General features: G+C 64.5%; 32 protein-coding genes, 1 tRNA gene and 1 pseudogene. 26 read left to right on the forward strand and 8 right to left on the reverse strand.

Annotated elements, in window-relative coordinates:
- The first annotated feature begins 51 nt into the window (after positions 1-51).
- Positions 52-681 carry a hypothetical protein gene (locus KAJ83_RS04440; RefSeq protein WP_210680841.1) on the forward strand — a complete coding sequence of 210 codons (630 nt, stop codon included), beginning with the start codon at positions 52-54 and terminating at the stop codon, positions 679-681.
- Between the two features lie 89 nt (positions 682-770).
- Positions 771-1034 (forward strand): hypothetical protein, encoded by a 264-nt coding sequence (locus KAJ83_RS04445; protein ID WP_210680842.1) that lies wholly within the window; start codon positions 771-773, stop codon positions 1032-1034.
- 22 nt (positions 1035-1056) lie between these two features.
- On the opposite strand, the gene KAJ83_RS04450 is transcribed toward KAJ83_RS04445, so the two are convergent.
- Positions 1057-1941 (reverse strand): hypothetical protein, encoded by an 885-nt coding sequence (locus KAJ83_RS04450; RefSeq protein WP_210680843.1) that lies wholly within the window; start codon positions 1939-1941, stop codon positions 1057-1059.
- 151 nt (positions 1942-2092) lie between these two features.
- On the opposite strand from KAJ83_RS04450, the gene KAJ83_RS04455 reads away from it, so the two are divergent.
- From KAJ83_RS04455 to KAJ83_RS04470, 4 genes are all read left to right on the forward strand, one after another.
- Positions 2093-2998 carry a hypothetical protein gene (locus KAJ83_RS04455; protein WP_210680844.1) on the forward strand — a complete coding sequence of 302 codons (906 nt, stop codon included), beginning with the start codon at positions 2093-2095 and terminating at the stop codon, positions 2996-2998.
- 89 nt (positions 2999-3087) lie between these two features.
- A complete protein-coding gene (locus KAJ83_RS04460; RefSeq protein WP_210680845.1) occupies positions 3088-3645 on the forward strand; it encodes a helix-turn-helix domain-containing protein in 558 nt (185 codons plus the stop codon).
- Between the two features lie 105 nt (positions 3646-3750).
- Positions 3751-4047, forward strand: a complete 297-nt coding sequence (locus KAJ83_RS04465) for a ribbon-helix-helix domain-containing protein (protein ID WP_210680846.1) — start codon at positions 3751-3753, stop codon at positions 4045-4047.
- A 41-nt stretch (positions 4048-4088) separates the two neighbouring features.
- Entirely contained in the window at positions 4089-4331 is a 243-nt protein-coding gene (locus KAJ83_RS04470; protein WP_343221964.1) for a type II toxin-antitoxin system RelE/ParE family toxin, read from the forward strand.
- A 150-nt stretch (positions 4332-4481) separates the two neighbouring features.
- Here KAJ83_RS04470 and KAJ83_RS04475 read toward each other — a convergent pair whose 3' ends face one another.
- Both KAJ83_RS04475 and KAJ83_RS04480 read right to left on the reverse strand, forming a co-directional pair.
- Complete coding sequence (locus tag KAJ83_RS04475; RefSeq protein ID WP_210680847.1) at positions 4482-4844, reverse strand: ankyrin repeat domain-containing protein; 363 nt, start codon at positions 4842-4844, stop codon at positions 4482-4484.
- A gap of 3 nt (positions 4845-4847) precedes the next feature.
- Positions 4848-5774, reverse strand: coding sequence for a hypothetical protein (locus KAJ83_RS04480; RefSeq protein WP_210680848.1), 927 nt, complete (start codon positions 5772-5774; stop codon positions 4848-4850).
- A 170-nt stretch (positions 5775-5944) separates the two neighbouring features.
- Here KAJ83_RS04480 and KAJ83_RS04485 point away from each other — a divergent pair, with 170 nt between their 5' ends.
- The 7 genes and pseudogenes from KAJ83_RS04485 to KAJ83_RS04515 form a co-directional block, all read left to right on the forward strand.
- Positions 5945-6097, forward strand: coding sequence for a hypothetical protein (locus KAJ83_RS04485; RefSeq protein ID WP_210680849.1), 153 nt, complete (start codon positions 5945-5947; stop codon positions 6095-6097).
- Between the two features lie 65 nt (positions 6098-6162).
- A complete protein-coding gene (locus KAJ83_RS04490; RefSeq protein WP_210680850.1) occupies positions 6163-6480 on the forward strand; it encodes a hypothetical protein in 318 nt (105 codons plus the stop codon).
- Positions 6481-6484: 4 nt separating this feature from the next.
- The gene (locus tag KAJ83_RS04495; protein WP_210680851.1) at positions 6485-8092 is read left to right on the forward strand and encodes a type IV secretory system conjugative DNA transfer family protein; all 1608 of its coding nucleotides are present in this window, start codon (positions 6485-6487) and stop codon (positions 8090-8092) included.
- Positions 8089-8400: a hypothetical protein gene (locus tag KAJ83_RS04500; RefSeq protein WP_210680852.1), complete on the forward strand. Its 312-nt coding sequence runs from the start codon at positions 8089-8091 to the stop codon at positions 8398-8400. Before KAJ83_RS04495 ends, KAJ83_RS04500 begins: the two co-directional genes overlap by 4 nt.
- Positions 8401-8422: 22 nt before the next feature.
- A complete protein-coding gene (locus KAJ83_RS04505; protein ID WP_210680853.1) occupies positions 8423-8746 on the forward strand; it encodes a hypothetical protein in 324 nt (107 codons plus the stop codon).
- A 131-nt stretch (positions 8747-8877) separates the two neighbouring features.
- On the forward strand, positions 8878-9291 hold the full coding sequence (locus KAJ83_RS04510) for a hypothetical protein (RefSeq protein ID WP_210680854.1): 414 nt from the start codon (positions 8878-8880) through the stop codon (positions 9289-9291).
- Positions 9284-10276: pseudogene (locus KAJ83_RS04515) on the forward strand (recombinase family protein); the annotation flags it as partial. The gene KAJ83_RS04510 and the pseudogene KAJ83_RS04515, both read left to right, overlap by 8 nt.
- Before the next feature lie 547 nt (positions 10277-10823).
- Here the strand turns inward: KAJ83_RS04515 and KAJ83_RS04520 are convergent.
- Positions 10824-10914 (reverse strand) — tRNA-Ser (locus tag KAJ83_RS04520).
- 206 nt (positions 10915-11120) lie between these two features.
- Between KAJ83_RS04520 and KAJ83_RS04525 the strand changes: the two genes are divergently transcribed.
- A complete protein-coding gene (locus KAJ83_RS04525; RefSeq protein ID WP_210680855.1) occupies positions 11121-11450 on the forward strand; it encodes a hypothetical protein in 330 nt (109 codons plus the stop codon).
- A 50-nt stretch (positions 11451-11500) separates the two neighbouring features.
- Here KAJ83_RS04525 and lepA read toward each other — a convergent pair whose 3' ends face one another.
- Positions 11501-13303: a translation elongation factor 4 gene (gene lepA, locus KAJ83_RS04530; RefSeq protein ID WP_210680856.1), complete on the reverse strand. Its 1803-nt coding sequence runs from the start codon at positions 13301-13303 to the stop codon at positions 11501-11503.
- A gap of 1147 nt (positions 13304-14450) precedes the next feature.
- Between lepA and KAJ83_RS04535 the strand changes: the two genes are divergently transcribed.
- From KAJ83_RS04535 to KAJ83_RS04590, 12 genes are all read left to right on the forward strand, one after another.
- Complete coding sequence (locus tag KAJ83_RS04535; protein ID WP_210680857.1) at positions 14451-15275, forward strand: phage capsid protein; 825 nt, start codon at positions 14451-14453, stop codon at positions 15273-15275.
- 4 nt (positions 15276-15279) lie between these two features.
- Positions 15280-15549 (forward strand): hypothetical protein, encoded by a 270-nt coding sequence (locus tag KAJ83_RS04540; RefSeq protein WP_210680858.1) that lies wholly within the window; start codon positions 15280-15282, stop codon positions 15547-15549.
- 109 nt (positions 15550-15658) lie between these two features.
- Positions 15659-16234, forward strand: a complete 576-nt coding sequence (locus KAJ83_RS04545) for a phage connector family protein (RefSeq protein WP_210680859.1) — start codon at positions 15659-15661, stop codon at positions 16232-16234.
- A complete protein-coding gene (locus tag KAJ83_RS04550; protein ID WP_210680860.1) occupies positions 16234-18159 on the forward strand; it encodes a phage tail protein in 1926 nt (641 codons plus the stop codon). Before KAJ83_RS04545 ends, KAJ83_RS04550 begins: the two co-directional genes overlap by 1 nt.
- A gap of 31 nt (positions 18160-18190) precedes the next feature.
- On the forward strand, positions 18191-18679 hold the full coding sequence (locus KAJ83_RS04555; RefSeq protein ID WP_210680861.1) for a virion core protein, T7 gp14 family: 489 nt from the start codon (positions 18191-18193) through the stop codon (positions 18677-18679).
- Positions 18679-19884 (forward strand): phage tail fiber domain-containing protein, encoded by a 1206-nt coding sequence (locus KAJ83_RS19220; RefSeq protein ID WP_246484247.1) that lies wholly within the window; start codon positions 18679-18681, stop codon positions 19882-19884. The genes KAJ83_RS04555 and KAJ83_RS19220 overlap by 1 nt, the downstream gene beginning before the upstream one ends.
- Before the next feature lie 16 nt (positions 19885-19900).
- The gene (locus KAJ83_RS04565; RefSeq protein WP_210680862.1) at positions 19901-20575 is read left to right on the forward strand and encodes a DUF4376 domain-containing protein; all 675 of its coding nucleotides are present in this window, start codon (positions 19901-19903) and stop codon (positions 20573-20575) included.
- 123 nt (positions 20576-20698) lie between these two features.
- Positions 20699-21175 carry a hypothetical protein gene (locus KAJ83_RS04570; RefSeq protein ID WP_210680863.1) on the forward strand — a complete coding sequence of 159 codons (477 nt, stop codon included), beginning with the start codon at positions 20699-20701 and terminating at the stop codon, positions 21173-21175.
- Positions 21172-22668 carry a phage terminase large subunit gene (gene terL / locus KAJ83_RS04575; RefSeq protein WP_210680864.1) on the forward strand — a complete coding sequence of 499 codons (1497 nt, stop codon included), beginning with the start codon at positions 21172-21174 and terminating at the stop codon, positions 22666-22668. The genes KAJ83_RS04570 and terL overlap by 4 nt, the downstream gene beginning before the upstream one ends.
- A 22-nt stretch (positions 22669-22690) precedes the next feature.
- The gene (locus KAJ83_RS04580; RefSeq protein ID WP_210680865.1) at positions 22691-23005 is read left to right on the forward strand and encodes a hypothetical protein; all 315 of its coding nucleotides are present in this window, start codon (positions 22691-22693) and stop codon (positions 23003-23005) included.
- Positions 23002-23475 (forward strand): cell wall hydrolase, encoded by a 474-nt coding sequence (locus KAJ83_RS04585; protein ID WP_210680866.1) that lies wholly within the window; start codon positions 23002-23004, stop codon positions 23473-23475. Before KAJ83_RS04580 ends, KAJ83_RS04585 begins: the two co-directional genes overlap by 4 nt.
- Before the next feature lie 12 nt (positions 23476-23487).
- On the forward strand, positions 23488-24033 hold the full coding sequence (locus KAJ83_RS04590; protein ID WP_210681262.1) for a 3TM-type holin: 546 nt from the start codon (positions 23488-23490) through the stop codon (positions 24031-24033).
- Here KAJ83_RS04590 and KAJ83_RS04595 read toward each other — a convergent pair.
- From KAJ83_RS04595 to KAJ83_RS04605, 3 genes are read right to left on the reverse strand one after another with little or no spacing between them, the layout of a single operon-like run.
- Positions 24030-24671, reverse strand: a complete 642-nt coding sequence (locus tag KAJ83_RS04595; protein WP_210680867.1) for a GDSL-type esterase/lipase family protein — start codon at positions 24669-24671, stop codon at positions 24030-24032. The two genes, KAJ83_RS04590 and KAJ83_RS04595, sit on opposite strands and share 4 nt — an antisense overlap.
- Before the next feature lie 36 nt (positions 24672-24707).
- Positions 24708-26054 (reverse strand): CCA tRNA nucleotidyltransferase, encoded by a 1347-nt coding sequence (locus KAJ83_RS04600; protein ID WP_210680868.1) that lies wholly within the window; start codon positions 26052-26054, stop codon positions 24708-24710.
- A gap of 2 nt (positions 26055-26056) precedes the next feature.
- Positions 26057-26446 (reverse strand): DUF6111 family protein, encoded by a 390-nt coding sequence (locus KAJ83_RS04605; RefSeq protein WP_210680869.1) that lies wholly within the window; start codon positions 26444-26446, stop codon positions 26057-26059.
- Positions 26447-26475 lie beyond the last annotated feature (29 nt).

The raw sequence follows: 26475 nt of genomic DNA on the forward strand, positions 1-26475 counted from the left end.
GGACCAACCGTGGAAGATCATGTCCATCGGATATCGACAATGGGCCCATGAATGGTGATCAGCGCGAAATGGTATAATGAGTCTTTTTGTAATTTTATTTTTAGGCACGATTACATGAGTGTGTTACGCGAGACATTTGGATCAAAAGCGAAAACGCTTGGCGCCGCCGCCGCTGTTAGCGCGGGCGTTGCGCTCGCGTCCTGGGGGAACACGGCACAAGCGGGTGAGGCGCAGGCCGCCACGCCGCCCGTGAATCAAACCGCCATCAGTGAATGCATTGATTACGTCGAGAACACCCATCAGCGCGAACTGATATATGCGGACACGACACCCTGCGAAGACCTGACAATCCGCGACGTGGCCAGCATGAACGCCCGCGAAACGTACCTATTTGCCTTTGGAGAAGCCTCACGCCGCGTCTATGCGCTGGGCGCGCCCAGCGGCATGGACGCACTCAATTGCCTGCGCAATGAATTCACCGTGCTTCCAGTCGTCGATGGCAAAAAGCAGGTGCCGCGCGGCTTAGGTGGCCTGATTAAACTCATCCATAGCGCGAATAACAATGGGGGCTCGGACGACCCAGCTACCGGACGCATCTATAACGGTGTTGATTGGGTTGCCAAAAACGTCTGCGGCCTCAATCCCGATCAATTGGCCAGCGCGTCCAGACAGCCCGAATAACCCTCTTACATTCGAACACCCATGCAGCGCTTTGCATAGGCAACCTCACGTGCGCTTTCCCTCGTCCACATAGATGCAGGAGTTCAGAGATGAGTCCGTCCCAAAAAGATTCGGACAACGACCCGCGTCCGGTGCTTGCCATTATCGCCGCTATTATCTGCGGTATTGCCGGGTATGATGTCGGTCAGTGGGGCGGCGCCATCGCCGCCGCCGTGATCGCCTTTGGCGGGGTTTATATGCTGTTCGCCGCCATCGTTATCGGCATCAAACTTGCCATTGGCGGGGCGATATTCTTGATGTTGGTCGTGGCGCTCAAAAACCGCTGGGACTGGCTCTCAAGCCTGTTTCAATAAGCGCGCGGTGAAATGCAGCCTCTTAAAAGCCGGGCCCTGAGGGTGGCGGGGGTGTAACGGCGGCAAAGTCGATATCATCGAAGTCCGGTGCAGCATTCTCCGGCGTGGATTCTGTCTGTTGTTCATCTGATGGAGCAGGATTTCCATCAGCCGTTCCAAAGAACGCCGCCATGCTCGCATCGTCCTGCTGTTCTGCTGAAAGCTCTTCAAGCGTGCCTGCATTTTCTGCTTCTTGTGCCTTCGTGGCATTGTAGGCGGATCGTGCGTTCTCAACGTTATCGAGACTTTTGCCGAGTTCCGCCTTGCCTCCTTGATCGGCGTCAACTGCGGTCTGCATCGCTTCCGGTGGTTTGCGCCCGGCGGCGACATCATCGGCTACATCCATAACATTTTGATAATAATCCATCTTGTCTTTAGCGCGCGTGATTTCCTCCTGGCTGGCACCTTCACGGATAAGCCGGTGATATTTCTCCGCATATTCGTTATAGAGTTCGGATGCCTCGTCGCGCACTTCGCCGGGTGTTGTCGCGGTCGGGCCGTTGCCGAAATCCAAGGTAATCGGCTGATCATAGGCGGCAGCAGCGGCGGCGAGGTAGAACATCTGGCCGTTCTCGCTTTGGCGCTTGCGTCCTTCGACCTGCGCCGCTTGAGCGCCGCGCGAGAAATGCTCGTGCTTGAGGATACGGCCCGCAGCGTTCTCGCTCTGCTCGGCCTGAAATTCTTCGAGGCGCTTTTCCCCCGCCATTCGGGTGGCCTGAGCGCGCAACTCCTGCTCGCTCGCCGGTGCGTTTCCGTTTTTATCGAAAGCGACGGTTTCATAGCGCTGGCTCAGCACGCCCTTATCCCACGCGCTTGCGCGCAGGGCTGCCGCTGCGTCGTTCGAAATGTCGTTTGAATTTGCCGCCATTTAATGCCCCTGCATAAACTCTTTATTTTTGCAATTCGTCATCGCAAAGCTATAATTGCTTATATATTCGCATAGAAAAATTAATAATTATGTAAAATTAGATAAAATGATAATAAAATACTTATAAAATTTGTACTATACTGAAATTGTTATGAATTCTTCCAAATCTGACCGAAATCACAGCCTATACAACGCCATCGAAAATGCCGGGTTCGCGAGCATGTCCGCTTTCGTCCGACATGTCGCGCTTTCCTATCGGAACGTCGAGAGCTACGCGAAATTCGAGCGGCGCCCGGTGGATCGCAAAGGGATCGTCAAATACGACATCGCCGCGATTTGCGAGGCCCTGAATTGTAAGCTCGAAGACATCTTTCCAGCAGACTTCATCGATACGCCTTACCGCTTCCGGGAGAGCTACGACGACGATTACGGACGGCGCGCGAAGAAAAAGCCCATCGCCCGTTATTTCTCGGATCGCACGCTGACGAAGCCGCAGGCGGCGAAAGTGCTGAACCTTATCCGGTTCGCGTCCGATATTCCCGAGCCCCTCGGTCACGCTTTTGCCGAGTTGGCCGTCCGGCGCCTGGCGCCGGTCGAGTACGCCATCCTCGCGCGCGTGCAATTCGAGGGGCTGCGTGAGCCCCTGCGATACGGTGACAGTAAGCGCTATGAACGTGCTTGCCGGGCGCTGAACAAACGCTCCAATCAGGAACTCATCGGCGCCTTGAAGCGCGAGCACGCCGCAGGCGGGTCGCGCCGGGAAATCGTCGCGCGGCTGTCGGCCACAGAGGAGGAACTCGAGACGGCGAACCGGATCACGCTGACACCGGAAATTCGCGCCCGCATCCAAGAGCTGCGAAATCGCTCCGGGCTCAGCCCGATCATGTTGCTGAAATGGGCCACCCGGCACGATATCCCGATCCCTGACGGGGTGACGGCCCAGCCGCTCGGCAATGCGCTGAGCGGACGCACGAAGACCATCGCCGCCTTCCTTCTCGAATTTGCCGAGGAAACATGGATTGCGGCGATTGAGGCCAAGGCAAAGGACTCTTCATAGCGCATGTAAGAAACCTTGGCCGGGTGCTGAAACAGGGCGTGGGGAGAGGAAATGAAATTGTGATTTTGAAGTAAGTGTTTTGACCCATCATGAGGAATAAAAGATACGATCAAGCGATAGCGGATTCCGCGTTTGGCAGCATCTCCCGGCTGGCGGAACATCTGGGGCTGTCCTACCGCAATGTGGAGAGCTACGCCAAGGACGGGCGGCGCCCGGTGGATCGGAAGGGGATCGTCAAATACGATATCGCCGCGATCTGCGAGGCGCTGGATTGCTCTCTTGAAGACCTGTTTCCCGAAGAGCAGATCGACAGGCCCTACCGCGTGCGGGAAAGCTATGCGGACGGCTACGGCCAGCGCAAAAAGAAGACGCCTCGCAAATCGGCGGGCGCGGACAAACCCAAGGCCCCGCCCCGCCGGAAGGCCGAGAAAATCCGTAAACGCGAGGCCGATCTGGCCGAACTCAGGGGGTATTTCGAAAGCGGGCTTCTGCCGAGCCGCATCTTCGTCGATGCCGAGGATGCCCCGGAAGGATTGAACCCGCGCGCCGTGGGTCTATGGCTCAGCCCCAAACCGCCGAAAATCCCGGCCAAGCATCTCGCCTATGTGCTCAAACGATGCCGGGAGATGGCGGATCAGAACGGATAATCGCGGGCCGAGTAGGCCATGGAACTCATGCTGCTCCATCACGGCGCAAGTGGCAATCGCCTACCAAGTATGATATAGTAACACTATTGACGTAAGGAGGTTCGTATGAGCGAGCGCAACAGCATTGAACGCATGACCGTGACCTTGACGCCGGAGATGGCGCTTGCCGTGCGCGCGGCGCTGGATGAAGGCTCTTACGCCTCCAGCAGCGAGATCGTGCGCGAGGCCCTGCGCGACTGGCAGCACAAGCGCAGGCTCCGGGAAACCGAATTGGAAACCCTGCGCGGCGATATCGCCGCGGCCGATGACGATAGGGCGCAAGGACGGGTCGGCGCTTTCGACGCCGATAAGATTATCAAGAAGGGGCAGGAAAAATCGAAACGCCGCGCGCCCTCCAAATAACAGAGACCGCCGAGGACGATCTCGCCGATATCTGGGCCTTCATCGCGGAGGACTCGCCGGATACCGCCTCGCGCTTCGTGCATGACCTCCAGCAACGCTTCGCGCCGCTCTGCCATAGCCCGGAGATCGGCCCCCGGCGCGATAGCTTGGCACCGGGGCTGCGCGCCCATTTTTTCCGAAGCTACGCGATCTATTACCGGATCACCGATACCGCGCTCATTATCATGCGCGTGCTTCACGGTGCGCGCGATGCCGCCGCGTTATTTGGGGAAAGCGAGGCCTGAACGGGTGATTTGCGGTGCATTTTGTTTTGAGCCGTACCTGATTGGATTGCACGGATGCCAATAATCCAAGAATGCCGCACTTGCATCGAAGCATAGCCTGAGCGACTACGAAGCTAATGGCCTTAGGGCGTTCCTATGCCTGTTCGTTGACTAAGGCGTGAATTCAGTAAAAAGGCTCGGGTACATGCGATCTGATAAATAGTGAGGAATCTCAGACTTTGCGGATTCCCACGACACATCCAACGCGGTACGACCAAGCAAATCCGTTGCAGAAAAATCTACGCCGTCTTGTTCAGATAAATGCATAACCATATCAACAAAACCGCGTTGCGCTGCTATATGCAAAGCGGTACGGCCCAAATGATCGGTGTTCTCTATACAACGTGGCTCGGTTTCTAGCGCGCCATCAACCTCTGAGAAATTGTTGAAATACGCTCCGCGCAAAATATTATAGTTTCCACTATTATGGTTTTTATTGTTTTCTTGTTTCATATTTTTATATAGATATAACATAACTTATATTCTTTCACCGAAATGTGCAAATAATCTGTCCGACATGATGTAATACTTATGGTCTTTCGGCATAGACTTGTATTCGCCAGAAAGGGTCGTTCTATGTCCCTCCAGCAAAATTGTTGTAGGTTTCGCGGCACTCTCTGATTTCACGAGGGTTCGGGGACGCACCACATCAAAAGAAACGCGTTGCCCTGCTATGAAAAATGCCTCCATGGTTTCAATTCTTCCATGGTAGGCATTCTGCAACTCTATCGCACAATGCCCGGATAGGTCGGGAATGATGATTCCGCTATAGCGTTGAAAATCTGGAACGTTCTCTTTCATTACTCCGCCTTCAGTAAGTGGGTATTCTGCATCATTGAGAATAAGTACATGGACAATAGCGTATGGTTTTTTCGGTAGGTGCTTCAGAAAAAGTACTTTTGTGGGGTTTGGCCTATCTTCCCTATAATAAATCCCATCATTTTCGGAAAAGAAGAAATCTATTTCAGAAAGAATATATGAACTAAGCTTCTTGATGATCCGTTTGGCCTTGAAATCGGCATATACGTACTGCGCACGATCTATACGAAAACCTTGCGCTGTGTCGGGGGCCCGGATTTTCGCGTAGGCATCCAGCACATTCAGTTTGGCAACCGTCGTATGCATTCCCGGCCCCGCGCCGTGACGTTTCCCAACGAAATTGGCGATATCGGCTTCTTTGAGGTTGTCCGTATTGATGGGCTTTAAGGAAAGCGGATCGATGATCTTGTAGCGTGGTGATTCCACATGCCGGATCACATGATTGAAATACGCTCTTCTGCCATCTCCCAGCGCCCAAGCGTCCTGACAGATGAACTGCCAAAGCGAGTATCGATAAAAAGAGTCGTAAGACGACTCAACGTGTATCTCTTTGATTTCACGAATATTTTCGACGTTGTTGGTCACTTGTTACGACTTCCCACTCATGCATTTCACCATACGAACCGGCTGTTTCCACGACAAACGCGCCGATGATCGAACATGTTTCCGACAACACCCATACATACGGCAATGGCCAATCGCGGGTGGTGTCTCATGTGAGACGACAACTCTAACCCTAGCAACTGGAGGTCATTATGGCCAAGCAGACGTGGGAACGTGTCGGAGGCGGTCAGTATGACGTCTACCGCCCCAAGAAGAAGTCCTTCTGGGAACGCGTGGGCGAGGTGATCGGCGGCATGATCGTCGTCGTCGCCGCCCTCGCCATCATCGGCGCGATTGCGAGCTGATGGGATGAGCCCCCGGGCCGGTCGGTTCGGGGGCTTTTCCTGCTGCCACTCAGGAGGACATATCCATGAGCAATCCCTATCCCCAACCCGGCAATCCCGGCGGCGGCCATGACGGCCCGCCGGGGCAGAACCTGCTTTGCGTGTGCCTTGCGCTGCTGGCAGCCGTGCTGGGTACGCCCGCCCTGTTCCAACTGATCGGCCCGGTCATCAAGGAGATGGTCTACAAGGCCTATGACTCGCGCGATCTGGCGATGCTGATGTATTTCGCGAGTTTCGGGCTGTCGGGCGTGGTGATCTTCGCCATCTGCCGCATGGCGCTGTGGTACGCGATTGCCGGGGTCGTCGCCTTCGGCGCGGTGCGCTTCGCCGGGCTGGCGGTTTAACCCCATGACCGGGCCCGTCCACGATAACGCGGCCCATCCCTTCGGCTCGGCGCGGTTCGCCGGGCCGAAGGAGATCGCGCGCGCCGGGCTCTTCACTCGCCAGCCGCATTCGCTGCTGATCGGGTTCTATCAGGGCCGCGCGCTTTGGTATTCCGACATGGGCGGGGGCATGTGCGTGGCGGGCCCGCGCTCCGGCAAGCTGCGTGACCTGCTGGCCTTCAATATCTGCGCCGGTATTCACGCCCCGACGATCCTCGCGCTGGACGTGAAGGGCGAGCTCGCCGGAATCTCGCGCGATCAGACCCCGGACAATAAATTTTGTCTCCATTGGAACCCCCACGGGCTGCACGACCTGCCGCAGGATCGCATCAATCCGCTGGGGCATCTGCGCAAAGACAGCCCCACGCTGATCTCCGATGTGAAGCGCTTCGCCGCCAATGCGATCCCGCCCAGCGGCGCGCCGCAAAGCGCCTATTTCGAAGGGCGTGCGCGGGAGTTTCTGGAAGCGCTCAGCCTCGCGGTCATCGCGCGCGATGGCGGTCTCACCTATCCGGCGCTCTATGAGGCCATCAACCTGCTGGTGATGGGCGGGGACGGCTGGCTCGATATCGCCTTCGAGATGAGCGAGAGTGATATCGCCTTCGTCCGGCGCATCGAAGCCGAGATCACGGATGGCCGCGAAGACACCTCCGGCGGTTTCGTCGGCATCTTGGGGGAACTGACCAAGGCCTTTGCCTGCCTCTCCGATCCGGTGCTGATGGAGGCGCTCTCCCCGCCCTTTACCGCCGCGCTGGCCGATCTGTGCGCCAGCGATCAGACCTATCAGCTCTATCTCATGCCGCCGGGCGATATGGCCGAGCCGTGGGCGCCGGTCATCAAGAGCTTCTTCGTCGGCGCGCGCACCTACAAGGCCCGTGCCCCCGCCGCCCCGCGCCAGACATGGGTGCTCGATGAGATCGGCAACCTCAAAGGCTTCCCGCAGGTGGTGGAGCTTTACACCCGCGATGCCGGGCTGGGCGTTCGCCCGTGGGGCTTCTGGCAATCGACCGCGCAGCTCAGGGCGCTGGGCCCCGGCGCGGAGCAGATAATCCCGGCCTCGGCGGGGCTGCAAAACTGGTTCGGGGTGCGCGATCTGGACACCGCCTCCACGCTCTCGCGCATGCTGGGGCAGGAGACGCTGGCCTACCGCGACGAGCAAGCGCGTGAGCGCGCGCTGCATGCCAAGCGCAAGGCCGCTCAATCCATCTTCCAGGGCGGCAACCCGTTCAAGGCGGCGATGGAACTGCACCATCACGCCCGCATGGCCGACCTGCCCGTGCTCAAGTCCCGTCCGTTGATGACCTCGGATGAGGTGCTGGGCCTCCCGCCCGGCAAGCAGATCATCTTCGTGGACGGGCTGGCGCACCCGATCCTGGCCGACCGTTTTGCCTATTACGATCTGCCCTTCATGGCCGGGCGCTATCACCCGAACCCGTACTTCCCGCCCGCTGACAAGGTGCGCGTGATGACACCGCGCGGCCCGGCATGGCGGCGGGTGATCACCGAGCCTGTGCCGAAGCGCTTCGCCCACTACCCGCAATACCGAGACGGAACATGGAGCCGCATCGCATGACCAGCTTTGCCAAGAACCTTTCGCCTACGCCGATCACGGCGGACTCGCCGCGCCCCGACTTCGGAACAGCGGGCCAGGCCGAGCCGGACAAGGCCAGCCACCGCGCTTCCGACATGGTGAAGAAGGGTCGGCCCGAACCGGCCCTCAAGCCATCGCCCGCGCTCAGCCATGAGGTGGACGGCACCGCCTTCGATGCCGCGTGGAAGGACGAGGCCAAGGCCGCCCGCCGCGACGCCTTCAAGGCCAAGCGCCGCGCGCAGGCGGCCCAATCCAAAAGCCGCGCCTTCAAGCGCGCGGTGACGCGCTAACCCAAGAGAAGGAGTAAGCACCATGACCGATGATACCGACAATAGTCGCGCCCCCAAGCAACCCGCCGATGTCATCCCGGATAGGAACCTCAAGGCTACCATTTGGCGGAATGAGGGTGAGAAAGGGTCGTATTACGCGACCGAGTTCTCACGCACCTACACCGATGGCGAGGGCAATCTCCGGGATGCCTCCAGCTTTATCGCCACCGACCTGCTGCGCGTCTCCGAACTCGCTCGCAAGGCATACGATCGTACCGCCGAACTGCGCCGCGAGGAATTCAAGGAAAAGCGCCGCGCGCAAGCCGCCCGCAGGCCGGAGCGTTCGCGCGATCAGCGCAGCCGATAGGGAGAAAATCCCGCAGCTTTTCCTTGCATCGCGATACGCATTCCCGTATAGATGTTCGCTTAATGTTCTTATCGCGGTGCATGGAAAGGAGGCGCGAAGAGACGAAAGAAATTTGAGAGAAGGAGGACGCCATGAGCGACAAACACGACACCAACCACTTCAACGCCAAGGCTGGAAATGAAGCCGCCGATGGAGCCGAGAATGGAACTGGTGATCCGCCCGCGCCCTCCGGTTATCCCGCTCTCGAATTCGACGCCTCGGAGTTCATGCACTTCCTCGACGATGCCGATTGGAGCGAGGACGAGAAGGCGGAATATCTCACCCTCGTCTGGAACATCGTGTGCGAGTTCGTAGCGCTCGGCTTCAATATGCACCCGCTCCAGCAAGCCAAAAAAGCCTGTGGAAAACATGCGAAACCCAAGGCTCAGAGCCCATCGGGCGGGCCGTCCATGGTAGAATGCATGGATGATGATTTGATCGAAGAATTTATCGCGCGGGACGGGGCTTGCTCCGATCCGGGCGGAAAGGAGTCCAAGAATGATTGATCGTAGAACCACCCTTTATCCCGATTGCAAACAAGCCGTGATCTATGCGCGCGTGTCCTCCGCCGCGCAGGTCGCCAAGGGGCACGGCGCGCACTCGCAAGAGACACGATGCCGCGAATACGCCCGGATGAAGGGCTATGAGGTGCTGGAGGTTTTCCGGGACGAAGCCGTCTCCGGCGGGCTGATCCAGCGCCCCGGCATGCTGGAATTACTGGCCTTCGTGGCCAAGCAGAAGAAGAAGGGCGGCTGCATTGTCCTGATCGACGATATCAGCAGGCTCGCAAGGGACATTAAGGCGCATCTCGATCTGCGCGGCGCCATCACGGAAGCGGGCGGGCGGTTGGAAAGCCCCTCCATCGAGTTCGGCGAGGATTCGGATTCGATGCTGGTCGAGAACCTGCTGGCCTCGGTTTCCCAGCATCAGCGCCAGAAGAACACGGAGCAGACGCAGAACCGCATGCGCGCCCGGCTGATGAACGGCTATTGGACGTTCTCCTGTCCGCCGGGCTACCGCTACGAGGCCGCGCCGGGGCAGGGCAAGATATTGGTGCGCGATGAGCCGCTGGCCTCCATCATCGCCGAGGGCATGACCGGCTTCGCAACCGGGGCCTTTCAGACGCAGGCCGAGGTGATGCGCTTCTTCGAGGGCTGCCCGGAGTTTCCCAAGACGCGCCATGGCACGGTCACGAATGAAAATGTCCGGCGCATCCTGACCCGCGTGCTCTATGCGGGCTATCTGGAGCGGCCCGAATGGGGCGTGAAGCTGACCAAGGCGCGCCATGAGCCGTTGGTCTCCCTCCAGACCTTCGAGCGCATCCAGCAGCGCCTCAAGGAAGGCGCGAAGGCCCCCGCGCGCGCCGATATCTCGGAGCACTTTCCGCTGCGGAATTTCGTGCTGTGCGGGGACTGCGGCAATCCGCTCACCGCCTGCTGGGCGCGCAGCAAGACGGGCAAGAAACACCCGTACTATATGTGCTTCAATAAGGAGTGCGAGAGCAACCGCAAGGCCATCAAGCGCGATGAGATCGAAGGGGAGTTCGAGGCGATCCTGCGCGATGCCGAACCCAAGTCCGGCAGGCTCGATCTCTTTAAGACGCTCACGGCCAAGGCGTGGAGTCAGTACCGCGAACGCGGCGCGGCGATGCGTCGTTCGATCCGCACCAGATTGGAGGAAGGCGAAAAGCAGATCGCATCCTTGCTGGATCGGATCGTGGAGACCTCCAGCTCAAGCGTGGTCGCGCGCTATGAAACCCGCATCGCGGAGTTGGAACGTAAACAGGCGATGCTACAAGAAAGGCTCGCCTCCGAAGGCCAGCCAATCCAGCCTTTTGAGAAGGTTTTTAAACTCACCCTCCGGTTCCTCGCAACGCCTTGTGATAGCTGGAAAAACGGCAGCTTGGATCACAAGAGATTGCTGCTGAAACTGGCTTTCGAGCACAGACCCCGGTACGCCCGAAATTCCGGATTTTTAAACCCGGAATTCGCGTTGCCTTTCAAGGCGTTAATGGGAAACGGACTCGACGCTAAGGCGATGGCGGAGGGAGGGGGATTCGAACCCCCGAGGGGCTATCAACCCCAACACGATTTCCAATCGTGCGCCTTAAGCCGCTCGGCCATCCCTCCGCAGGTGTTCGTTCGTTTGGACGGGGCGGAAAACGCCCCCGAACGGCGCGGGACCATAGCGAAGCGGATCGGGCCCCGCAAGGCCGTATGAAGACCTTGTGAAAGCCCGAGTCTTTGCCGTTTCGCCCGCCTTGAAGGCCATGCTAGGCTCCCGCCAACGCCGAGGGGCGGGATATGAATTACGCGTCGTGAAGGGACCGCGCCGGATGGTGGTTCTCACCTTTCTCGGTCGGCTGTTGGTGATCTTCGCGCTCGCCATGCTGGGGCTCGGTCTCTGGCTATGGTTGAGCGGGGCGGATGTCACGCAACAGGCCGGTCAGCTTTGGTATGTGCTGGATCGCGTGTCGCTCAATGGCGCGCAGGTTTTGGTTCAGCGCCATCTGCATCTACCCTGGCTGTGGGACAGCGGAATCCTGCCCCTGCTGCGCCGGCCGGCCTGGGAGGCGGTCCTATGGCTGGTGATCGGCGGCTTGGCGACCGGCGGTCTGCTGTTGGTGATCAGCCGCAGGCGCGCGCGCCGATCCAGCTTTCGGTGAGGGGTCGCGCGGCGGGTCGTAGGGCCGCGTCGCGACGATGTCCCGAGGGGTCAGTCGTCGCCCATCTTGAGGGCTTCCAGGAAGGCGGACTGGGGAATCTCCACCTTGCCGAACTGGCGCATGCGCTTCTTGCCTTCCTTCTGCTTCTCGAGAAGCTTGCGCTTGCGCGTCACGTCGCCGCCATAGCATTTGGCGGTCACGTCCTTGCGCAGCGCCCCGATCGTCTCGCGCGCGATCACCTTCGAGCCGATCGCCGCTTGCAGCGCCACCTTGAAAAGCTGGCGCGGGATCAAATCCTTGAGCCGCGCGCAAATCTGGCGACCGCGATAGTCCGCCTGGCCGCGATGGGTGATCATGGCCAGCGCATCGACCGGGTCGCCGTTGATCAGGATCGAGACCTTGACCAGATCGCCCTCGCGATAGCCCTCGATCTCGTAATCGAAGGAGGCGTAGCCCCGGCTGACCGATTTCAGCCGGTCGTAGAAATCGAAGACCACCTCGTTGAGCGGCAGCTTGTAGACCACCATCGCCCGGTTGCCGACATAGGTAAGCTCCGTCTGCTCCCCGCGACGCTCCGTGCACAGCGCCAGCACGGGGCCGAGATATTCGTCCGGCAGCAGGATCGTCGCCTTGATCCAGGGTTCCTCGATCCGGTCGATCTTAGTGACCTCCGGGAAATCCACCGGATTATGCAGTTCGATATAGTCGCCGTTGGTCATCCACATCTTGTAGACCACCGAGGGCGCGGTCGAGATCAGGTCGAGATCATATTCGCGCGAAAGGCGCTCCTGGATGATTTCCAGATGGAGCAGCCCCAGGAACCCACAGCGGAATCCGAAGCCGAGCGCGGCCGAGCTTTCCATCTCGTAATGGAAGCTCGAATCATTGAGCGCGAGCTTGCCCACCGCCTCGCGCAGCGCCTCGAAGTCGCTCGCATCGACGGGGAACAGGCCGCAGAACACCACCGGCACCGAGGGCTTGAAGCCCGGCAGGCGATCCGTCGTCGGGTTGCGATCGTCGGTGATGGTATCGCCGACATTGGTGTCGGCGACCTGCTTGATGCCGGAGGTCAGGAATCCGACCTCCCCGGGGCCGAGCCGGTCGACCTCCAGCCCTTTCGGCGTCATCACGCCGACACGATCGACCTCGTGGGCGAGGCCGTTGGACATCATGCGGATGCGCATGCCCTTGCGGATTTCGCCGTCGACGACGCGGACCAGCGTCACCACGCCCAGATAGACGTCGTACCAGCTATCGACCAGCAGCGCGCGCAGCGGCTTCTCCACCTCGCCCTGGGGCGGGGGGAAGTGCGTTACCAGGGCCTCCAGAAGATCCTCGATGCCGACGCCGGTCTTGGCCGAAATCTCCAGCGCCTCGGACGCGTCGAGACCGATTACCTCCTCGATCTGGCGCTTGATGCGATCCGGTTCGGCGGCGGGCAGGTCCACCTTGTTGAGGACCGGCAGGATTTCGAGATCGTTCTCCAGCGCCAGATAGACATTGGCGAGCGTCTGCGCCTCGACCCCCTGGCTGGCGTCGACGACGAGCAGCGCGCCCTCGCAGGCGGCCAGTGAACGGCTGACCTCGTAGGAGAAATCGACATGACCCGGCGTGTCGATCAGGTTGATCGTGTAGCGGATGCCGTCCTTGGCCGTATAGAGCAGACGAACCGTCTGCGCCTTGATGGTGATGCCGCGCTCGCGCTCCAGATCCATGGAATCCAGCACTTGCTGCTTCATCTCGCGTTCGCTCAGGCCGCCGCAGAGCTGGATCAGACGATCCGCCAGCGTGGATTTGCCATGGTCGATATGCGCGATGATCGCGAAGTTCCGAATGCGCGACAGGTCTGTCATGATCGAAGAGATGCTCGTCTAAAGGGCCTCGCCCGGCACATTTCCGGGCCCTTGGCGGCGGCGCGGAAGATAGGGCGCGCGAGGCTCCGGTGCAATGCCCGCGAAGACCCGGCGCGATTGGCGTGCGTGCGTGGGCGCATGCGGGGATTGCGCCATGAACGAAGATCCTTCGGGTCTTACAAGTAGATCCGTATTTGTTCTCATATTTTATGACTTATAACTTTTATCGTTGACTCTGACGAGAAAATTTTGGAAGATCTGTTTATCCAAACACCACAGCTGTGTCCGAAGCGACCTGATCGGGGACGAACCGAATGGGTCGAAGACCGCGTGGTCCGTGGGTTACTCCTCGGCCGATGCGGGGGATATGGTGTGTCGAGGCGGTCCGGATGGGCCGCCTTTTTTCTTTTCGCAGGAAGTTCGCCAGTGTCCGGAGGTTGCCGGACCCGGCGCGCGCCCCGGATCCGGTTCCTTCCCGCCGGACCGTGACGGCGGCGGCCGGGTCGCGGCGCGCCGCCCCGGCACGGCCCACCGCGCGCCAGGTTCGGCCGCCGGACGTTCCCCACGCGTCCGGTGGCCGACCCGCGACGCGACGGGTGCCCGATTGTTCCGAAGGCGTGGCACCCGGACGCGGCGCCGCCGGGTGGGGCCGTGCCGGGGCAGGCCTGCATTCGGCCTGTTTTTTTAAGCATTCATTCGTTTGGTCCTTCGACCGGTCCGGATAACCGGCCGGCAGGCTTGGAACGACCCGGGAGACCGTCCCCGACGGGGCCGGGCGCGACCGCGAGGCGACGCAGAGCCGAAGCGGTCCGCCACCGGCCGGCCGCCGGGACGGCGTCACGTTCCGATGCCGCCGCGCCGGCCCCGACCGAAAGGTCCGCACGGCCGCCACCGCCAAGGGGCCGCGCCCGCGCCCTCCGAGGCCACGGGTCGCGACAACCCCTGTCCTTCCGAGAGGAGGGAACGGGGCGGCCGTCGCCTTTCCCTGACTTCGCCATCCCCGACTTCGCCATCCATGGGGTGGCCGGCGGCCGCCTCGCGACCCATGGGGCGGCCGGTGGCCGCCTCGCGACCCATGGGGCGGCCGGTGGCCGCCTCGCGACCCATGGGGCGGCCGGTGGCCGCCTCGCGACACAGAGGAGACGACATGTCCACGACTGTCGACGACAGCTTCACACGGCATTTCCAGGCGGAGGTGCATGAGTCCTACCAGCGCATGGGCTCGAAGCTGCGCAACACGGTGCGCACCAAGAACGAGATCAAGGGGTCCTCGACGACCTTCCAGAAGGTCGGCAAGGGCACGGCCTCAACCAAGGCCCGGCACGGCAAGGTGCCGGTCATGAACATCGACCACGAGCCGATCGAGGTGGTCTTGCAGGACTACTATGCCGGCGATTGGGTCGATGCGCTGGACGAGGTGAAGATCAATCACGACGAACGCGCGGTCACGGCCAATGCGGGTGCCTATGCGCTCGGCCGCAAGACGGACGACCTCCTGATCGAGGCGTGCGACGGCAACGGCGCGGTGGTCGAGGCCGGCGACGGCGGCGACGGGTTGACCAAGGCGAAGGTGCTGGAGGCGTTCGAGCTGCTCGGCGCCTCCGACGTGCCGGATGACGGCCAGCGCTATGCCATCGTCGGTTGGAAGCAGTGGAGTGATCTGCTGAATATCGCCGAGTTCGCGGACGCGGACTATGTCGGCGACGACAACCTGCCCTGGAAGGGCACGCAGGCGAAACGCTGGCTCGGCGCGCTGTGGATGCCGCATTCCGGCCTCGTCCTCTCGGCCGGGGTGCGCAAATGCTACTGGTACCACAAGACCGCTCTCGGCCATGCGGTCGGTCACGAGGTCAAGACCGACATCACCTGGCACGGCGACCGCGCCGCGCATTTCGTCAACAACATGATGAGCCAGGGCGCCGGCGTGATCGACGCCACCGGCATCATCCGCATGCCCTGTCTGGAGAGCTAGGATCATGGCCTTTCACGCGAAGGATCTGAGCGTCATCGCCTATGCCAACGGCTTCACGCTCTGGCACTACACCACCGCCGACGCGGCCGCGACGGTCGACACGGCGGGCTATTTCAATGCCGCCGCCGACATGTTGCGGCGCGGGGACATGATCCTCGCCAACACCGATACCGGCGGCGATTTCGTCACCGGCATGCTGGCGGTCAGCGCGAACGACGGCATCGAGGTCGATGTCGACGACCTGACCGGGGTCGGCGGCACCGATACCGACTGACCGGTCGCGCATCTTCACCTCAACAGGCCCCATGAGGGAGGCCTCGCCGGAATCCTCCGGCGGGGCCTCTCCGTGTGGCCTGCCGCCATCACACGCAAGGACATGCCCCATGGCCCTCAGCAGTATCGAGTTGACCAACCGCGCGCTCGTGAAGATCGCGGCCGCCCCGATCAGCGGTTTCGAGGACGGCACGGCGGAAGCCATCGTTGCCGGCACGCTCTATGGCGCGACGCGCGACGCGCTGCTCTCCGCCCATCCGTGGAGCTTCGCGGCCGCCCAACGCCTCCTGCCGCGCCTCGTCGCCGCGCCGGTGGCGGATTACGACTATGCCTATCAATTGCCGGCCGACTTCCTGCGCGCGCTGTCGGCGGGCCCCGGCGGGGGCGGCCGCGGCCGTGGTCTCGACTACCGGATCGTCGAACGCCGCCTGCATACCGACGCGCAGGAGGTGACGCTCACCTATATTTTCCGGCCGACCGAAACGGCCTTCCCCCCCTTCTTCGATCAGGCCCTGATCGCGCGTTTGGCGGCCGAGTTCTGCCTGCCGATCACGGAGAGCACCAGCCGCGCCGACGCGCTGTATAAGCTGGCGGAGGATTCGTTCCGTCGCGCCCGTCTGATCGACGCCCAGCAGGATGTCCCCGGCCGGTTCGAAGGTTTCAGCCTTGTCGGGGTGCGTGGCTGATGCCCCGCGTCAAGAGCGTCAAGACGACCTTCACGGCGGGCGAGGTCGGCGTGCATCTGATGGGGCGCACCGATCTGCGTGCCTATGCCAACGGCGCGGCGTGTCTGCGCAATGTGATCGTGCAGCCGACGGGTGGCGTCCGGCGGCGGGCGGGGCTGCGTCATGTCGCGGGCGTCGCGGGGGGCGGGCGGCTGATCGCCTTCGAGTTCAATACGGAACAGACCTACCTTCTGGTCCTGACCCATGGCGCGATCACGGTCTATAACGAGGCGGAGACGGCGGTCGCCACCCTCGCTACCCCCTATGCGGCGGGTGATATTCCCTCGATCGCCTGGACGCAGAGCGCGGACACGCTCTTGCTGATGCATCCGAACCATGCCCCGCGCCAGTTCATCCGCACCGGCGCGACCAGCTTCGAGCTGATCGGCTGGAGCTTCGAGCAAGGCGACAGCGGGCGCCTCCACCAACCGCATCATAAGTTCGCGAAGGCCGATGTGGTGTTGCAGCCCACCGGGACGGCGAATGCGATCGGCGTCGCGGCGAGCGCCCCTGTCTTCACGGCCGCGCATATGAACGCGCGCTTCCGGATCGGCGGCAAGGAGATCCGCATCACCGGCATCTCCAGTGCGACCCAGGCGAGCGCCAGTGTCATGGAAGAGCTCGACGGCACGGCCGCCACCACGGATTGGACCGAGCAGGCCTTCAGCGCCGCGCGCGGCTATCCGATCTGCGGCGTTTTTCACCAGGATCGTTTGGTGATCGGCGGCTCGCGGGAGGCGCCGAACCGCCTCTGGTTCTCGAAGGCGTCGGATCTGTTCAATTTCGACCTCGGCACGGGCGAGGATGACGAGGCGATCGAGTTCGCCATCCTGTCCGATCAGGTGAACGCGATCCGCGCCGTCTTCTCCGGCCAGCATCTCCAGGTTCTGACGTCGGGCGCGGAATGGATGGTTCAGGGCGAGCCGCTGACGCCGACCAATCTGGACCTGAAGCGACAGACCCGCGTCGGCTCCCCGATCGATCGTTACGTTCCGCCGCGCAGCGTCGATCTGGGCACGCTCTTCGTCTCCCGCGATGGGCGGACGTTGCGCGAGTTCCTCTTCGCCGACAGCGAACAGGCCTACGAGGCGAAGGAACTCACCACCCTCGTCCGGCACATGGTCGATCATCCCGTCGACCTCGATTATCACCCGGAGGAACGGCTGGTCTATGTCGTGATGGGCGATGGCGCCATCGGCGCGGTCACGCAATATCGGCAGGAGGCCGTGACCGCCTGGTCGCGCATCGACACCAATGGCGCCTTCCGGTCCGTCGCCGTCAGCGGCGGGCGGGTCTATGTCCTGGTGGAACGCGACGGGTCGATGCGGCTGGAGCGGTTCGATCCGTCGCTGATGACCGACGGCGCCTTCACGCTCGTCGCCGGAACGCCGCGCGCGCCCTGGGGGGCGGGGCAGGGCGGGGATTCGACGCTTGCCCCGCTGGAGGGGGTGGAGGCCGCGATTCGCGCCGACGGTTGGGTCCATGCCCCGGCCCGGGTAACCGGCGGGGTGCTGACGCTGACGGAAGCGGTGAGCGCCGTCGAGGTCGGCCGTCCCTATACCCATGAGGTGGCGCCCCTGCCGGTCTTCGTGAAGGAGGCCGGCGCCGGGCCCGGTCAGGCGGTGCGCCTGGTCCGCGCGCTCTTCCGGCTGGAGGCGACGCAGGCCCTGCATGTCGATACCGGGCGCGGGCCCGTGCCCGTTCCCTTCGCGCGCCGGGACGGTCTTTCCGGTCCGGTGGCTCCGGCCCCGGCGACGGTCGACAAGCTGGTCCGCGCCATCGGCTGGACCAAGGGCGAGGGCACGCCCCTCTGGCGGGTCGAGCAGGCGACCCCCGTCCCCTGCACCATCCTTTCCGTGATGACCGAGATTTCGGCGAACGGATGACCCCGATCTTTTTCACTTAAGGAGAACCATCATGACAGGCGTAGACCCGATCTCCGTGGCCGGTCTCGGACTCAGCGTGCTGAGTACCATCGGCGATGGGATGAGCCGTGGCGCCGAGGCCGAGGCCCGGCGCGAGACGCAGGCGCGACAGGCCGAGAACGAGAGGAACCGCCGCGCCCATGAGCAGCAGCAGCACGCGCTGAGGCAGCGCGTCGAGGAACGGCGGATCGAGCGCGAGCGCAAGCAGGCGCTCGCCACCCAACGCGCGCGACTGGCCGCCTCCGGCGTGTCGGGCACCGGCGGTTCCGCCGACGCGATCATGGCCGGCATCCATCAACGGGCGGACCAGCGGCTGACCGACCTGCGCGCCGATACCCTCTTCCAGCCGGAACCGGTGGACCTGTTGGCCGACGATACCGGCGATACGTTGAAGAATATCGCCGGCTTCGGGCACCAGGTCCTGGGGGTCGCCGACCAGACGGTGGATCTTCTTTCCAATGCCTTCCCCGGGAGCGAGTGATGACAACGCTCACCGTCAACGACGTTCGGCCGCGGGTTCGTTTCCTGCAGACCGTCGGGGGGACCACCGATTTCGATCTTCCCTTCCAGATCCTCGCGGGCGCGGATGTGAAGGTCGCGATCGACGACGGGCCGGAGAATGCCGTCGCCTTCACCCTGCAAATCCTGGACGAGGCGGGGTCGGCGCGGCTGCACTTCGCGGAGGCGCCGCCACTCGGCGCCGTGATCACCGTCTGGCGCGATATGCCGGTCCAGCGGACCGCGAGCTTTCGGGACGACGGCTCGTTCCGGGCGGCAGCCCTCAACCTGCAACTCAACGCCTTGACCTTGTCGGTTCAGCAGGTCGAGGCGCTTGCCGGCGACGCGGTGCGCCGGGCCGTATCGGACGAGGATATCGACCTGACCCTGCCCCGGGTCGACCGCCGCGCCGGGCGTTATCTCAGCTTCGACGACGCGGGGCGGCCCGTGACCGAGGTTCCGGTCGCGCCGATCGAACGCCGTTATCTCGGCGCCCATGCAAGCGCGCCGACGGTGCGCAATGACGGGATGCCCCTGCAACCCGGCGATCTCTATTTCGATATGGCCGCCGACCGGATGAAGGTTCGCGTCGCCGGGGGCGGCGCATGGGGCGCCGTCGCGCTCGAGCCCGCGTCGTTCCTGTCCAGGGAGGGCACGAGCGGGGTTCCGATGGAAGGCGATATCGATCTCGGCGGCCATCGGGTCGTGAACGGCGTGGGGCCCGTGCCGGCCGGCACGGTGATCCTCCATGCGTCCTCGGTTCCGCCGGCCGGTTACATCAAATGCAACGGCGCGGCGGTCGGCCGGGCCGCCTATGCCGATCTGTTCGCGGTCATCAATACCTTCTGGGGCCCCGGCGACGGATCGTCCACCTTCAACGTACCCGATCTGCGCGGCGACTTCCCGCGTTTCTGGGACGATGGGCGGGGCGTGGATGCGGGGCGCGGGTTCGGCACCCTCCAACTCGACGCCCTGCAGAACTTCTCGGGCGCGATGCGCTCGGTTTGGACCGGCGGGGGCGCGATCGACGGCGCCTTCACCGGCTATCCGTCAACGACCAACAATAAGCCGGGAACGGGCGGCAGTTACACCTTCGATATTTACTTCTCGCCCGGCCCCGGCGGGGCGCGCGTCGCCACGGAAACCCGTCCGCGCAACGTCGCGCTGATGGCCTGCATCAAATACTGAGAGAGGAGAGCCGAGAATGAAGACCGTCCACCAGACCGACGCGCTCGGCGTGCTCGTCGGACCATTGTACCTAGATGCCGGCGATCTGGACCCGCTGGAGCTCGGCCGGTATCTGGTGCCCGCCGGCGCGGTCGATGAGCCGCCCCCCGGGGAGGTGCCGGCCGGCCATGTCGCGCGGTGGACCGGCGCGGCCTGGACCGTGGTCGAGGATCATCGCGGCGAGACCGTCTATGACGCGGAGACCGGCGCGGCCACGACCGTCACCGACCTGGGTCTCCTGCCGGCCGGGGCCAGTCAGACCCCGCCGCTGCCCACGGCCGAGGCGCTGTGCGATGCGGTGGATGCCAGCCGCGACCGCCGGATCGGGGACGGGTTCACATTCGATGGGACGGCATTCCAGACCGACCCGGACAGCGTGAAGCGGATCGCCGGTACCGCTAGCGCCGCGCATATCGCGATCACCCAGGACGGCGCGGCGGCGGGCGATCTGCGCTGGGCCGATCCGGCGAGCGATTTCGTTTGGATCGCCGCCGATAACAGCCTCGTTCCCATGGATGCGCCGACCGCCATCGCCTTCGGCCAAGCCTATCTGGCGTTCGAGCGGCGCCTCGTCTTCGCCGCCAGCGCGATCAAGACGCGTATCCGCGACGGCGAGACGGTCGATATCGAGACGGCGGCGGAATGGCCCTGAGGCATCTCGCTTCACCCCGTCCCGGCCGGCCGCGATCCGTGCCCCTGACCACCCAAGACCCCGATCGCCGATCCCTCCGCCCTATTCGGGCGGATTTTTATTTGCCATGAGGAGTATTCGACAATGACCGACGGTCCGCGCAAGACCGGACGCCCCAAGGGCGGAACATCCCGATCCGCCCCCCGCCGCAAGGCGGGCCGGGGGCGCGGCCGCGTCGCCGCCCCCAAGACGCGCGCCCGGAGCAAGACCGACCAGTTGCGCGACCGGCTGGCCGAGCGTCTGCCGGAGATGCTCGACGCCGCCATCACCGCCTATCAACGCATCGCCGCGCCCGTCGGTGGCGATGACCCCAAGGGCTTCGACCCCAAAAGCTTCGCGGCCAGCCAGACCGGGGCCAAGGCCGCGCTCGCCCATATCGAGCAGTTGATCGTCCTGGCGGAGGCGATCATCCGCGATCCGCCCGCCGGTCATGCCGGGGATACCGCGCTGGCCGCGCAACTCGTCGCCCAGGCCAAGGTGGCGTTGGGCGCCGGCGCGGACTCCGACGGCGACCCTAGTGGTGATGGGAATACGGCCGAACCCGGGGAGGATGGGGGATGAGCGCCCGCGAGATCGCCTGCGGCTTCCCCGAATTCCTATGGATATGGAATAGGGTTCAGGGAATGGAGACGCCGGCCCTGCACCGCCGGATCGCGCGTTGGCTCGGCGCGCGCTGGCGGGCGGGCGACCGGCATCTCCTGCTGCAGGCCTTCCGGGCCAGCGGCAAGTCCACCATCGTCGGTGTCTTCTGCGCCTGGCTGCTGTTCCGCGATCCGGCGCTGCGCGTCCTGGTCTTGGCGGCGGAGCAGGATCTGGCCACCAAGATGGTGCGCAACGTGAAGCGTGTGATCGAGCGCCACCCGCTGACCGCCGGCCTGAAGCCGGATCGCGCGGACCAATGGGCGTCGGGCCAATTCACCGTGCGCCGCGCCTTGGAAAGCCGCGATCCCTCCATGCTGGCGCGCGGCATCGGCGCGAACCTGACCGGCTGCCGGGCGGACGTGCTGATCTGCGACGATGTGGAGGTTCCCAATACCAGCGACAGCGCGCCGAAGCGCCAGGACTTGCGCCAACGCCTCAGCGAGACGGATTATGTGCTGACGGCGGGCGGAACACAGCTCTATGTCGGAACGCCGCACAGCTATTACACAATTTATGCAGAAGATGTCCGGCCGGAGACGGACGAGCGCGCGCCCTTCCTCGACGGCTTCCGGCGGCTCACCCTGCCGATCCTGACGGCGGGCGGCGTTTCCCGGTGGCCGGAGAAGTACGACGCGGCGGTGATCGATGGTCTGCGCCGGCGTCACGGTTCGGCGAAATTCGACAGCCAGATGATGTTGCGGCCGGTGAATATCGCCGGCTGCCGCCTCGACCCCGACCGTCTGCGCCCCTATGAGGCCGAACTGGTCTATAGCGAGCGCAACCGCCGGGCGGAACTCAGCCTGGAGGGGGTGCGCCTCGCCTCCGCGACCTGCCGGTGGGACCCGGCCTATGGCGCGCCGGACGCGGGTGACCGATCCGTCGTCGTCTGTGTCTTCACCGACGAGGCGGGCGGCTATTGGCTGCATGACGCCGTCTATCTGAGCGTCGAGCCCGACACCGAGGTGGACGAGGCGCGCCAGCAATGCCGCGCCGTCGCGCGCTTCGCCGCGCGTCATCACCTGCCGGCGGTGACGGTGGAGACGAACGGCATCGGCCGCTTCCTGCCGGGGCTGCTGCGGGCGGAGATCCGGGCGCTCGGCCTCGCGGTCGGGGTGGTGGAGGCGCACTCCACCCGCGCGAAGGAGCGGCGCATCCTGGAGGCGCTCGACGCCCCGCTCGCCGCCGGTCAGATCCGCGCCCATGCCCGCGTCTGGCGGACGCCCCTGCCACGGGAGATGCGCGAATGGCGGCCCGACGGGACCGGCAAGACGCATGACGACGGGCTCGACGCGCTGGCCGGGTGCCTGATCGACGAGCCGGTGCGCCTGCCGCGCACGCCCGCCCCGGATGCCGTGCGACCGGGCTGGCGCGGTGCGCCGGGCCTCGCCGCCGACACGGATTTCGACCTCTAGCCCGAACGCGAAGGAAAGAACGATGGAAGACGCCATCACCATCGACCTGATCTGGTGGATCACGGCGGTGGAGATCCCGGTGTTGACCGGCCTGTTCTGGCTCATCTGGCGCAATCGCCGGGAGCAGGAGGCCGATCTTCAGCACCACCGGCACTTCACCGAGAAGGGGCTGGCCCAGGCGCGCGAGGCGCTCGCCGCCTACAAGCTGGAGGTCGCCAAGACCTATGCCTCGATCTCCTACCTCAAGGATGTGGAGCGCCGGTTGACCGGGCATCTGCTGCGCATCGAATCCAAACTCGATAATACACAAAATATGGAAAGGAAATCCGGTAAATGACGACCTTCTATGAACAGGCCCACCCGATGCGGGAATCCGCCTGTCCCGCCGCCGATGACGGTCCCGTGATCGACCTGTTGGCCCGCACCGTTTGGGGCGAGGCGCGGGGCGAGCCCGTGCGCGGACGCGAGGCCGTCGCGGCCTGCGTCATGAACCGCGTCGCCCTGGCCACGGCGCGCGGCGGCCATTGGTGGGGCACCAATGTGGTCGCGGTCTGCCGTGCCCCTTGGCAGTTCGCCTGCTGGAACGAGGGCGATCCGAACCGGGAGCAGCTGCTGGCGGTGGATCGCGCGGACCCGGTGTTCCAGAGCTGCCTGCGCATCGCGCGCCGGGCGGTGCGGGGCGCGCTGATCGACCCGACGGGCGGGGCCACCCATTACCATCACGAGGATATGCTTCCCTGGTGGGCGAAGGGCCGCGCGCCGACATGCCGGATCGGCCGGCATGTCTTCTACCGCGATATCGGCTGAGGGGGCGTGGCGATGATTCCCGCGTTGCTGGCGCAGATCGGCCTGCCGCTTCTGGTGAGGGCGGTCGGATCGGCCCTGTCCGGCTCCTCCAACGAGGTTGCGAAGGCGGCGGGCGCGGCGCTCAAGGGCGTCGAGGAGGAGATCGCGCGCGGCGGTCTCTCCGGCGCCGATCTCGCCGAGGCCAACCGTCATATCGAGGCGATGGCCGAACTGGACGCCGGCACGGAACGCACCTGGCTGGCCGAGATCAACCGCACGATCCGCGCCGAGGTGGCGAGCGAGGACGCCTATGTCCGGCGCATGCGGCCCACCTTCGGCTATGTGGTCGCCGTCACCTGGGCGGCCCAGATGGGTGCGGTCGCCTATGTCATCGCGACCGACCCTGCCTCGGCGGGGGCGGTGGTCTCCGCCCTCGGCTCGCTGGGCACGATCTGGACGGTCGGGCTCTCCGTGCTCGGCATCTATGTCTATAAGCGCAGCCAGGAGAAGCAGGCGGCCCCGCCCTTCGAGAAGGCGAACGGCTTCCAGGCGTTGGCCCGGATGCTGGGGCGCTCCTAACTGAACCAGCCCCGCCAGTCCGACCAGTCGGCGATCCGCCGGGCGAGCATCCGGTAGCCCTCGGCCGTCGGATGCACGCCGTCGCCGGCGGCCATGTCGCGGTTCCAATCCGCATCCTCCGCCAGCGCGCCGAAGAGGTCGCAATAGGGGATGTCCAGTTCCGCCGCCACCGCCTTGTAGCGGTCGTTGAGGTCCGCGACCCGGTCGCGGTGGAAGAGATATGTCACGCCGGGGCCGGGCCGGATCTGCGGCGGCTCCCGGCGCGGCGGGGTGGGGCCGAGCCACAGGGTCGGCCGCCAGCTCCGCGCGCGGGAGAGCATGGCCCGCGCCGTCTCGACCGAGCGCGCGTGGGACAGGCGCTGGCCCGCCCCTTCCTGATCCGCCATATCGTTCAGCCCGAACATGAAGGTCAGGCGCCCGTCCACATGTTCCGGCAGGCGGGGTCGGCATTCCGCCTCCCAGCGCGCGGCGATCTGCGCGCTCGTCTCCGCCCGGACGCCGAGATTGTAGCAACTCAGATCATGGCCGCGTGTCCCGATTTCCTCGGCGCACAGGCGGCCGGGCCACCCCCGGCATTCGGCGTCGCCGGTCCCGGCGGTCAGGCTGTCCCCGACGAAGCAGATTCGCGCGTTGGTCATGATCGACTGTCCCTTCCTGGTCCTGTTGATCGGGGATTATCCGGCATCCGCGCCGTTGTCGGCCGACAGGCGCGCGGCCTCCGCCGCCAGACGGTCGAGACAGGCGGCGCGGTCCGGGGCGAAGTCCCGGGCGATCCACCACGTCTCCACCGCGCGCAGGCAGCGCCCGACCGCCGGTCCGGGCGGCAATCCCGCCGCCAGCGCATCCGCGCCGGAGATGGGCAGGTCGCGCGGGCGCCACGCCTCCGCTTCCGCCATCAGCGCCTGCCAGGGGGTGGGGTCCGCGCCCGTCCCCTCGGCCCGGGCAGCGCCCAGGATGGCCAGGTCCCAGGCCCGGTCCCGCCCGATGCGGTAGAGCGCCTCGCGGCGCGCCGCCACCGGCAGGTCGGGATGGAAGGGCACGGACGGCTCCGCGAAATCGGCCAGTCGTTCGGCCTCCGCGTTGGAAAGCCGCAGCCGCTCCGCCTGCGCGTGGGCGGCGGCCCGTGTCTCGACCGGGGCCAGCACGGCGAGCCGCCGCAGCCAGTCGCGCCGGCCGGCCGCATCCGCGCGCGCCGTCGCGGCCTGGAGCGCGGCCACCTCCCGCGCCTCCGGCAGCCAATGGGCCAGCAGCCCGCGCGCGATCATCGCCTCCAGTGTCGGCACCGGCCGGTCGCAGGCCAGCAGGCGGGAAAGCTCCCGTCGCACCCGCTCGGCCGAGAGTTGGGGCAGGAGGTCGCGCCGCGCGACGCAGGCCTCGAAATCCGGACCGGAGGGCGCGCCCGCCCCGAACCGCGCATGAAACCGGCAGAAGCGCAGGATGCGCAGCACATCCTCGCGAATGCGCAGGTCGGCCTCGCCGACGAAGCGGACCCGCCCGGCCTTCAGGTCCGCGATCCCGCCGAACGGGTCGTGCAGCGTGCCGTCCGGCTCCGCGAACAGCGCGTTGAAGGTAAAGTCGCGCCGCGCCGCGTCCTCCGTCCAATCGGTGGTGAAGGCGACGACCGCGCGGCGCCCGTCCGTCTCCACGTCGCGGCGCAGGGTCGTGATCTCGAAGGGGCGGCGGTTGACGACGGCGGTGACGGTGCCATGCGCGATTCCCGTCGGTACGGCGCGCAGACCGGCCGCCTCCAGGCGCCGGGTCACCTCCTCCGGGAGGAGGGGGGTGGCGATATCGATATCGATGTCGGCCCCGGCCCCCATTCGGCCGGCCAGCGCATCGCGCACGCAGCCGCCGACGAAACGCGCCAACGCGCCGTCGGCCGCCCCCCGGTCCGAGGCGTTCCCACTTAGGGCGCGCAGCACGGCCAGCGTCTCCGGCGCGCGCATCCAGGTCTGCCTGTCAGGGTCGAGGCGAGGCAGGCGCAAGGGCGGGGGTGGGGGTGGGGGCCGGGATTGGGGCATGCTCACCCCCCCTCGTCCCGCGGTTGATTGGGCAGCGATGGGGGCGGGATGCCGAGGCCCTTGAAGGTCTGTGTCTCGCTCGGCCGGTCGTCCGGCTCCGCTCCCTCCTCGGGGTCGACGAAATGGCCGGGGATGAGTTCGCCGTTCTCCATATGCGGCGGCACGTAGCGCGCGCCGATCGGATTGTCGCGCATCATCGCGACGGCGGAGAGCGTCAGGGCCGTCAGCACCGCGCCCGCCAGGCTGAGCCGCGCCCAGGGCCAGCTCTGCCAGGCGGGGATGGGCTGATGGCGGGCCTCCGCCTCCGCCCGGCGCATGGCGAACCAGCGCCAGACGAGGAAGACCAGCGTCGGCGCGATCAGCGGCAGGATGATGGTGAGGAATGTCCGCACGGGGTTCCTATCCGATCCGGTTCCGGCGC

The organism is Marivibrio halodurans (assembly GCF_017963645.1).
Taxonomy (GTDB): domain Bacteria; phylum Pseudomonadota; class Alphaproteobacteria; order UBA8366; family Aestuariispiraceae; genus Marivibrio; species Marivibrio halodurans.

What these genes read in the sequence shown, in the direction of transcription:
- KAJ83_RS04440 (WP_210680841.1), top strand. Translation starts at nt 52, where the DNA reads ATGGTGATCAGCGCGAAATGGTATAATGAGTCTTTTTGTAATTTTATT.
- KAJ83_RS04445 (WP_210680842.1), top strand. Translation starts at nt 771, where the DNA reads ATGAGTCCGTCCCAAAAAGATTCGGACAACGACCCGCGTCCGGTGCTT.
- KAJ83_RS04450 (WP_210680843.1), bottom strand. Translation starts at nt 1,941, where the DNA reads ATGGCGGCAAATTCAAACGACATTTCGAACGACGCAGCGGCAGCCCTG.
- KAJ83_RS04455 (WP_210680844.1), top strand. Translation starts at nt 2,093, where the DNA reads ATGAATTCTTCCAAATCTGACCGAAATCACAGCCTATACAACGCCATC.
- KAJ83_RS04460 (WP_210680845.1), top strand. Translation starts at nt 3,088, where the DNA reads ATGAGGAATAAAAGATACGATCAAGCGATAGCGGATTCCGCGTTTGGC.
- KAJ83_RS04465 (WP_210680846.1), top strand. Translation starts at nt 3,751, where the DNA reads ATGAGCGAGCGCAACAGCATTGAACGCATGACCGTGACCTTGACGCCG.
- KAJ83_RS04475 (WP_210680847.1), bottom strand. Translation starts at nt 4,844, where the DNA reads ATGTTATATCTATATAAAAATATGAAACAAGAAAACAATAAAAACCAT.
- KAJ83_RS04485 (WP_210680849.1), top strand. Translation starts at nt 5,945, where the DNA reads ATGGCCAAGCAGACGTGGGAACGTGTCGGAGGCGGTCAGTATGACGTC.
- KAJ83_RS04490 (WP_210680850.1), top strand. Translation starts at nt 6,163, where the DNA reads ATGAGCAATCCCTATCCCCAACCCGGCAATCCCGGCGGCGGCCATGAC.
- KAJ83_RS04495 (WP_210680851.1), top strand. Translation starts at nt 6,485, where the DNA reads ATGACCGGGCCCGTCCACGATAACGCGGCCCATCCCTTCGGCTCGGCG.
- KAJ83_RS04500 (WP_210680852.1), top strand. Translation starts at nt 8,089, where the DNA reads ATGACCAGCTTTGCCAAGAACCTTTCGCCTACGCCGATCACGGCGGAC.
- KAJ83_RS04505 (WP_210680853.1), top strand. Translation starts at nt 8,423, where the DNA reads ATGACCGATGATACCGACAATAGTCGCGCCCCCAAGCAACCCGCCGAT.
- KAJ83_RS04510 (WP_210680854.1), top strand. Translation starts at nt 8,878, where the DNA reads ATGAGCGACAAACACGACACCAACCACTTCAACGCCAAGGCTGGAAAT.
- KAJ83_RS04525 (WP_210680855.1), top strand. Translation starts at nt 11,121, where the DNA reads ATGGTGGTTCTCACCTTTCTCGGTCGGCTGTTGGTGATCTTCGCGCTC.
- lepA (WP_210680856.1), bottom strand. Translation starts at nt 13,303, where the DNA reads ATGACAGACCTGTCGCGCATTCGGAACTTCGCGATCATCGCGCATATC.
- KAJ83_RS04535 (WP_210680857.1), top strand. Translation starts at nt 14,451, where the DNA reads ATGTCCACGACTGTCGACGACAGCTTCACACGGCATTTCCAGGCGGAG.
- KAJ83_RS04540 (WP_210680858.1), top strand. Translation starts at nt 15,280, where the DNA reads ATGGCCTTTCACGCGAAGGATCTGAGCGTCATCGCCTATGCCAACGGC.
- KAJ83_RS04545 (WP_210680859.1), top strand. Translation starts at nt 15,659, where the DNA reads ATGGCCCTCAGCAGTATCGAGTTGACCAACCGCGCGCTCGTGAAGATC.
- KAJ83_RS04550 (WP_210680860.1), top strand. Translation starts at nt 16,234, where the DNA reads ATGCCCCGCGTCAAGAGCGTCAAGACGACCTTCACGGCGGGCGAGGTC.
- KAJ83_RS04555 (WP_210680861.1), top strand. Translation starts at nt 18,191, where the DNA reads ATGACAGGCGTAGACCCGATCTCCGTGGCCGGTCTCGGACTCAGCGTG.
- KAJ83_RS19220 (WP_246484247.1), top strand. Translation starts at nt 18,679, where the DNA reads ATGACAACGCTCACCGTCAACGACGTTCGGCCGCGGGTTCGTTTCCTG.
- KAJ83_RS04565 (WP_210680862.1), top strand. Translation starts at nt 19,901, where the DNA reads ATGAAGACCGTCCACCAGACCGACGCGCTCGGCGTGCTCGTCGGACCA.
- KAJ83_RS04570 (WP_210680863.1), top strand. Translation starts at nt 20,699, where the DNA reads ATGACCGACGGTCCGCGCAAGACCGGACGCCCCAAGGGCGGAACATCC.
- terL (WP_210680864.1), top strand. Translation starts at nt 21,172, where the DNA reads ATGAGCGCCCGCGAGATCGCCTGCGGCTTCCCCGAATTCCTATGGATA.
- KAJ83_RS04580 (WP_210680865.1), top strand. Translation starts at nt 22,691, where the DNA reads ATGGAAGACGCCATCACCATCGACCTGATCTGGTGGATCACGGCGGTG.
- KAJ83_RS04585 (WP_210680866.1), top strand. Translation starts at nt 23,002, where the DNA reads ATGACGACCTTCTATGAACAGGCCCACCCGATGCGGGAATCCGCCTGT.
- KAJ83_RS04590 (WP_210681262.1), top strand. Translation starts at nt 23,488, where the DNA reads ATGATTCCCGCGTTGCTGGCGCAGATCGGCCTGCCGCTTCTGGTGAGG.
- KAJ83_RS04595 (WP_210680867.1), bottom strand. Translation starts at nt 24,671, where the DNA reads ATGACCAACGCGCGAATCTGCTTCGTCGGGGACAGCCTGACCGCCGGG.
- KAJ83_RS04600 (WP_210680868.1), bottom strand. Translation starts at nt 26,054, where the DNA reads ATGCCCCAATCCCGGCCCCCACCCCCACCCCCGCCCTTGCGCCTGCCT.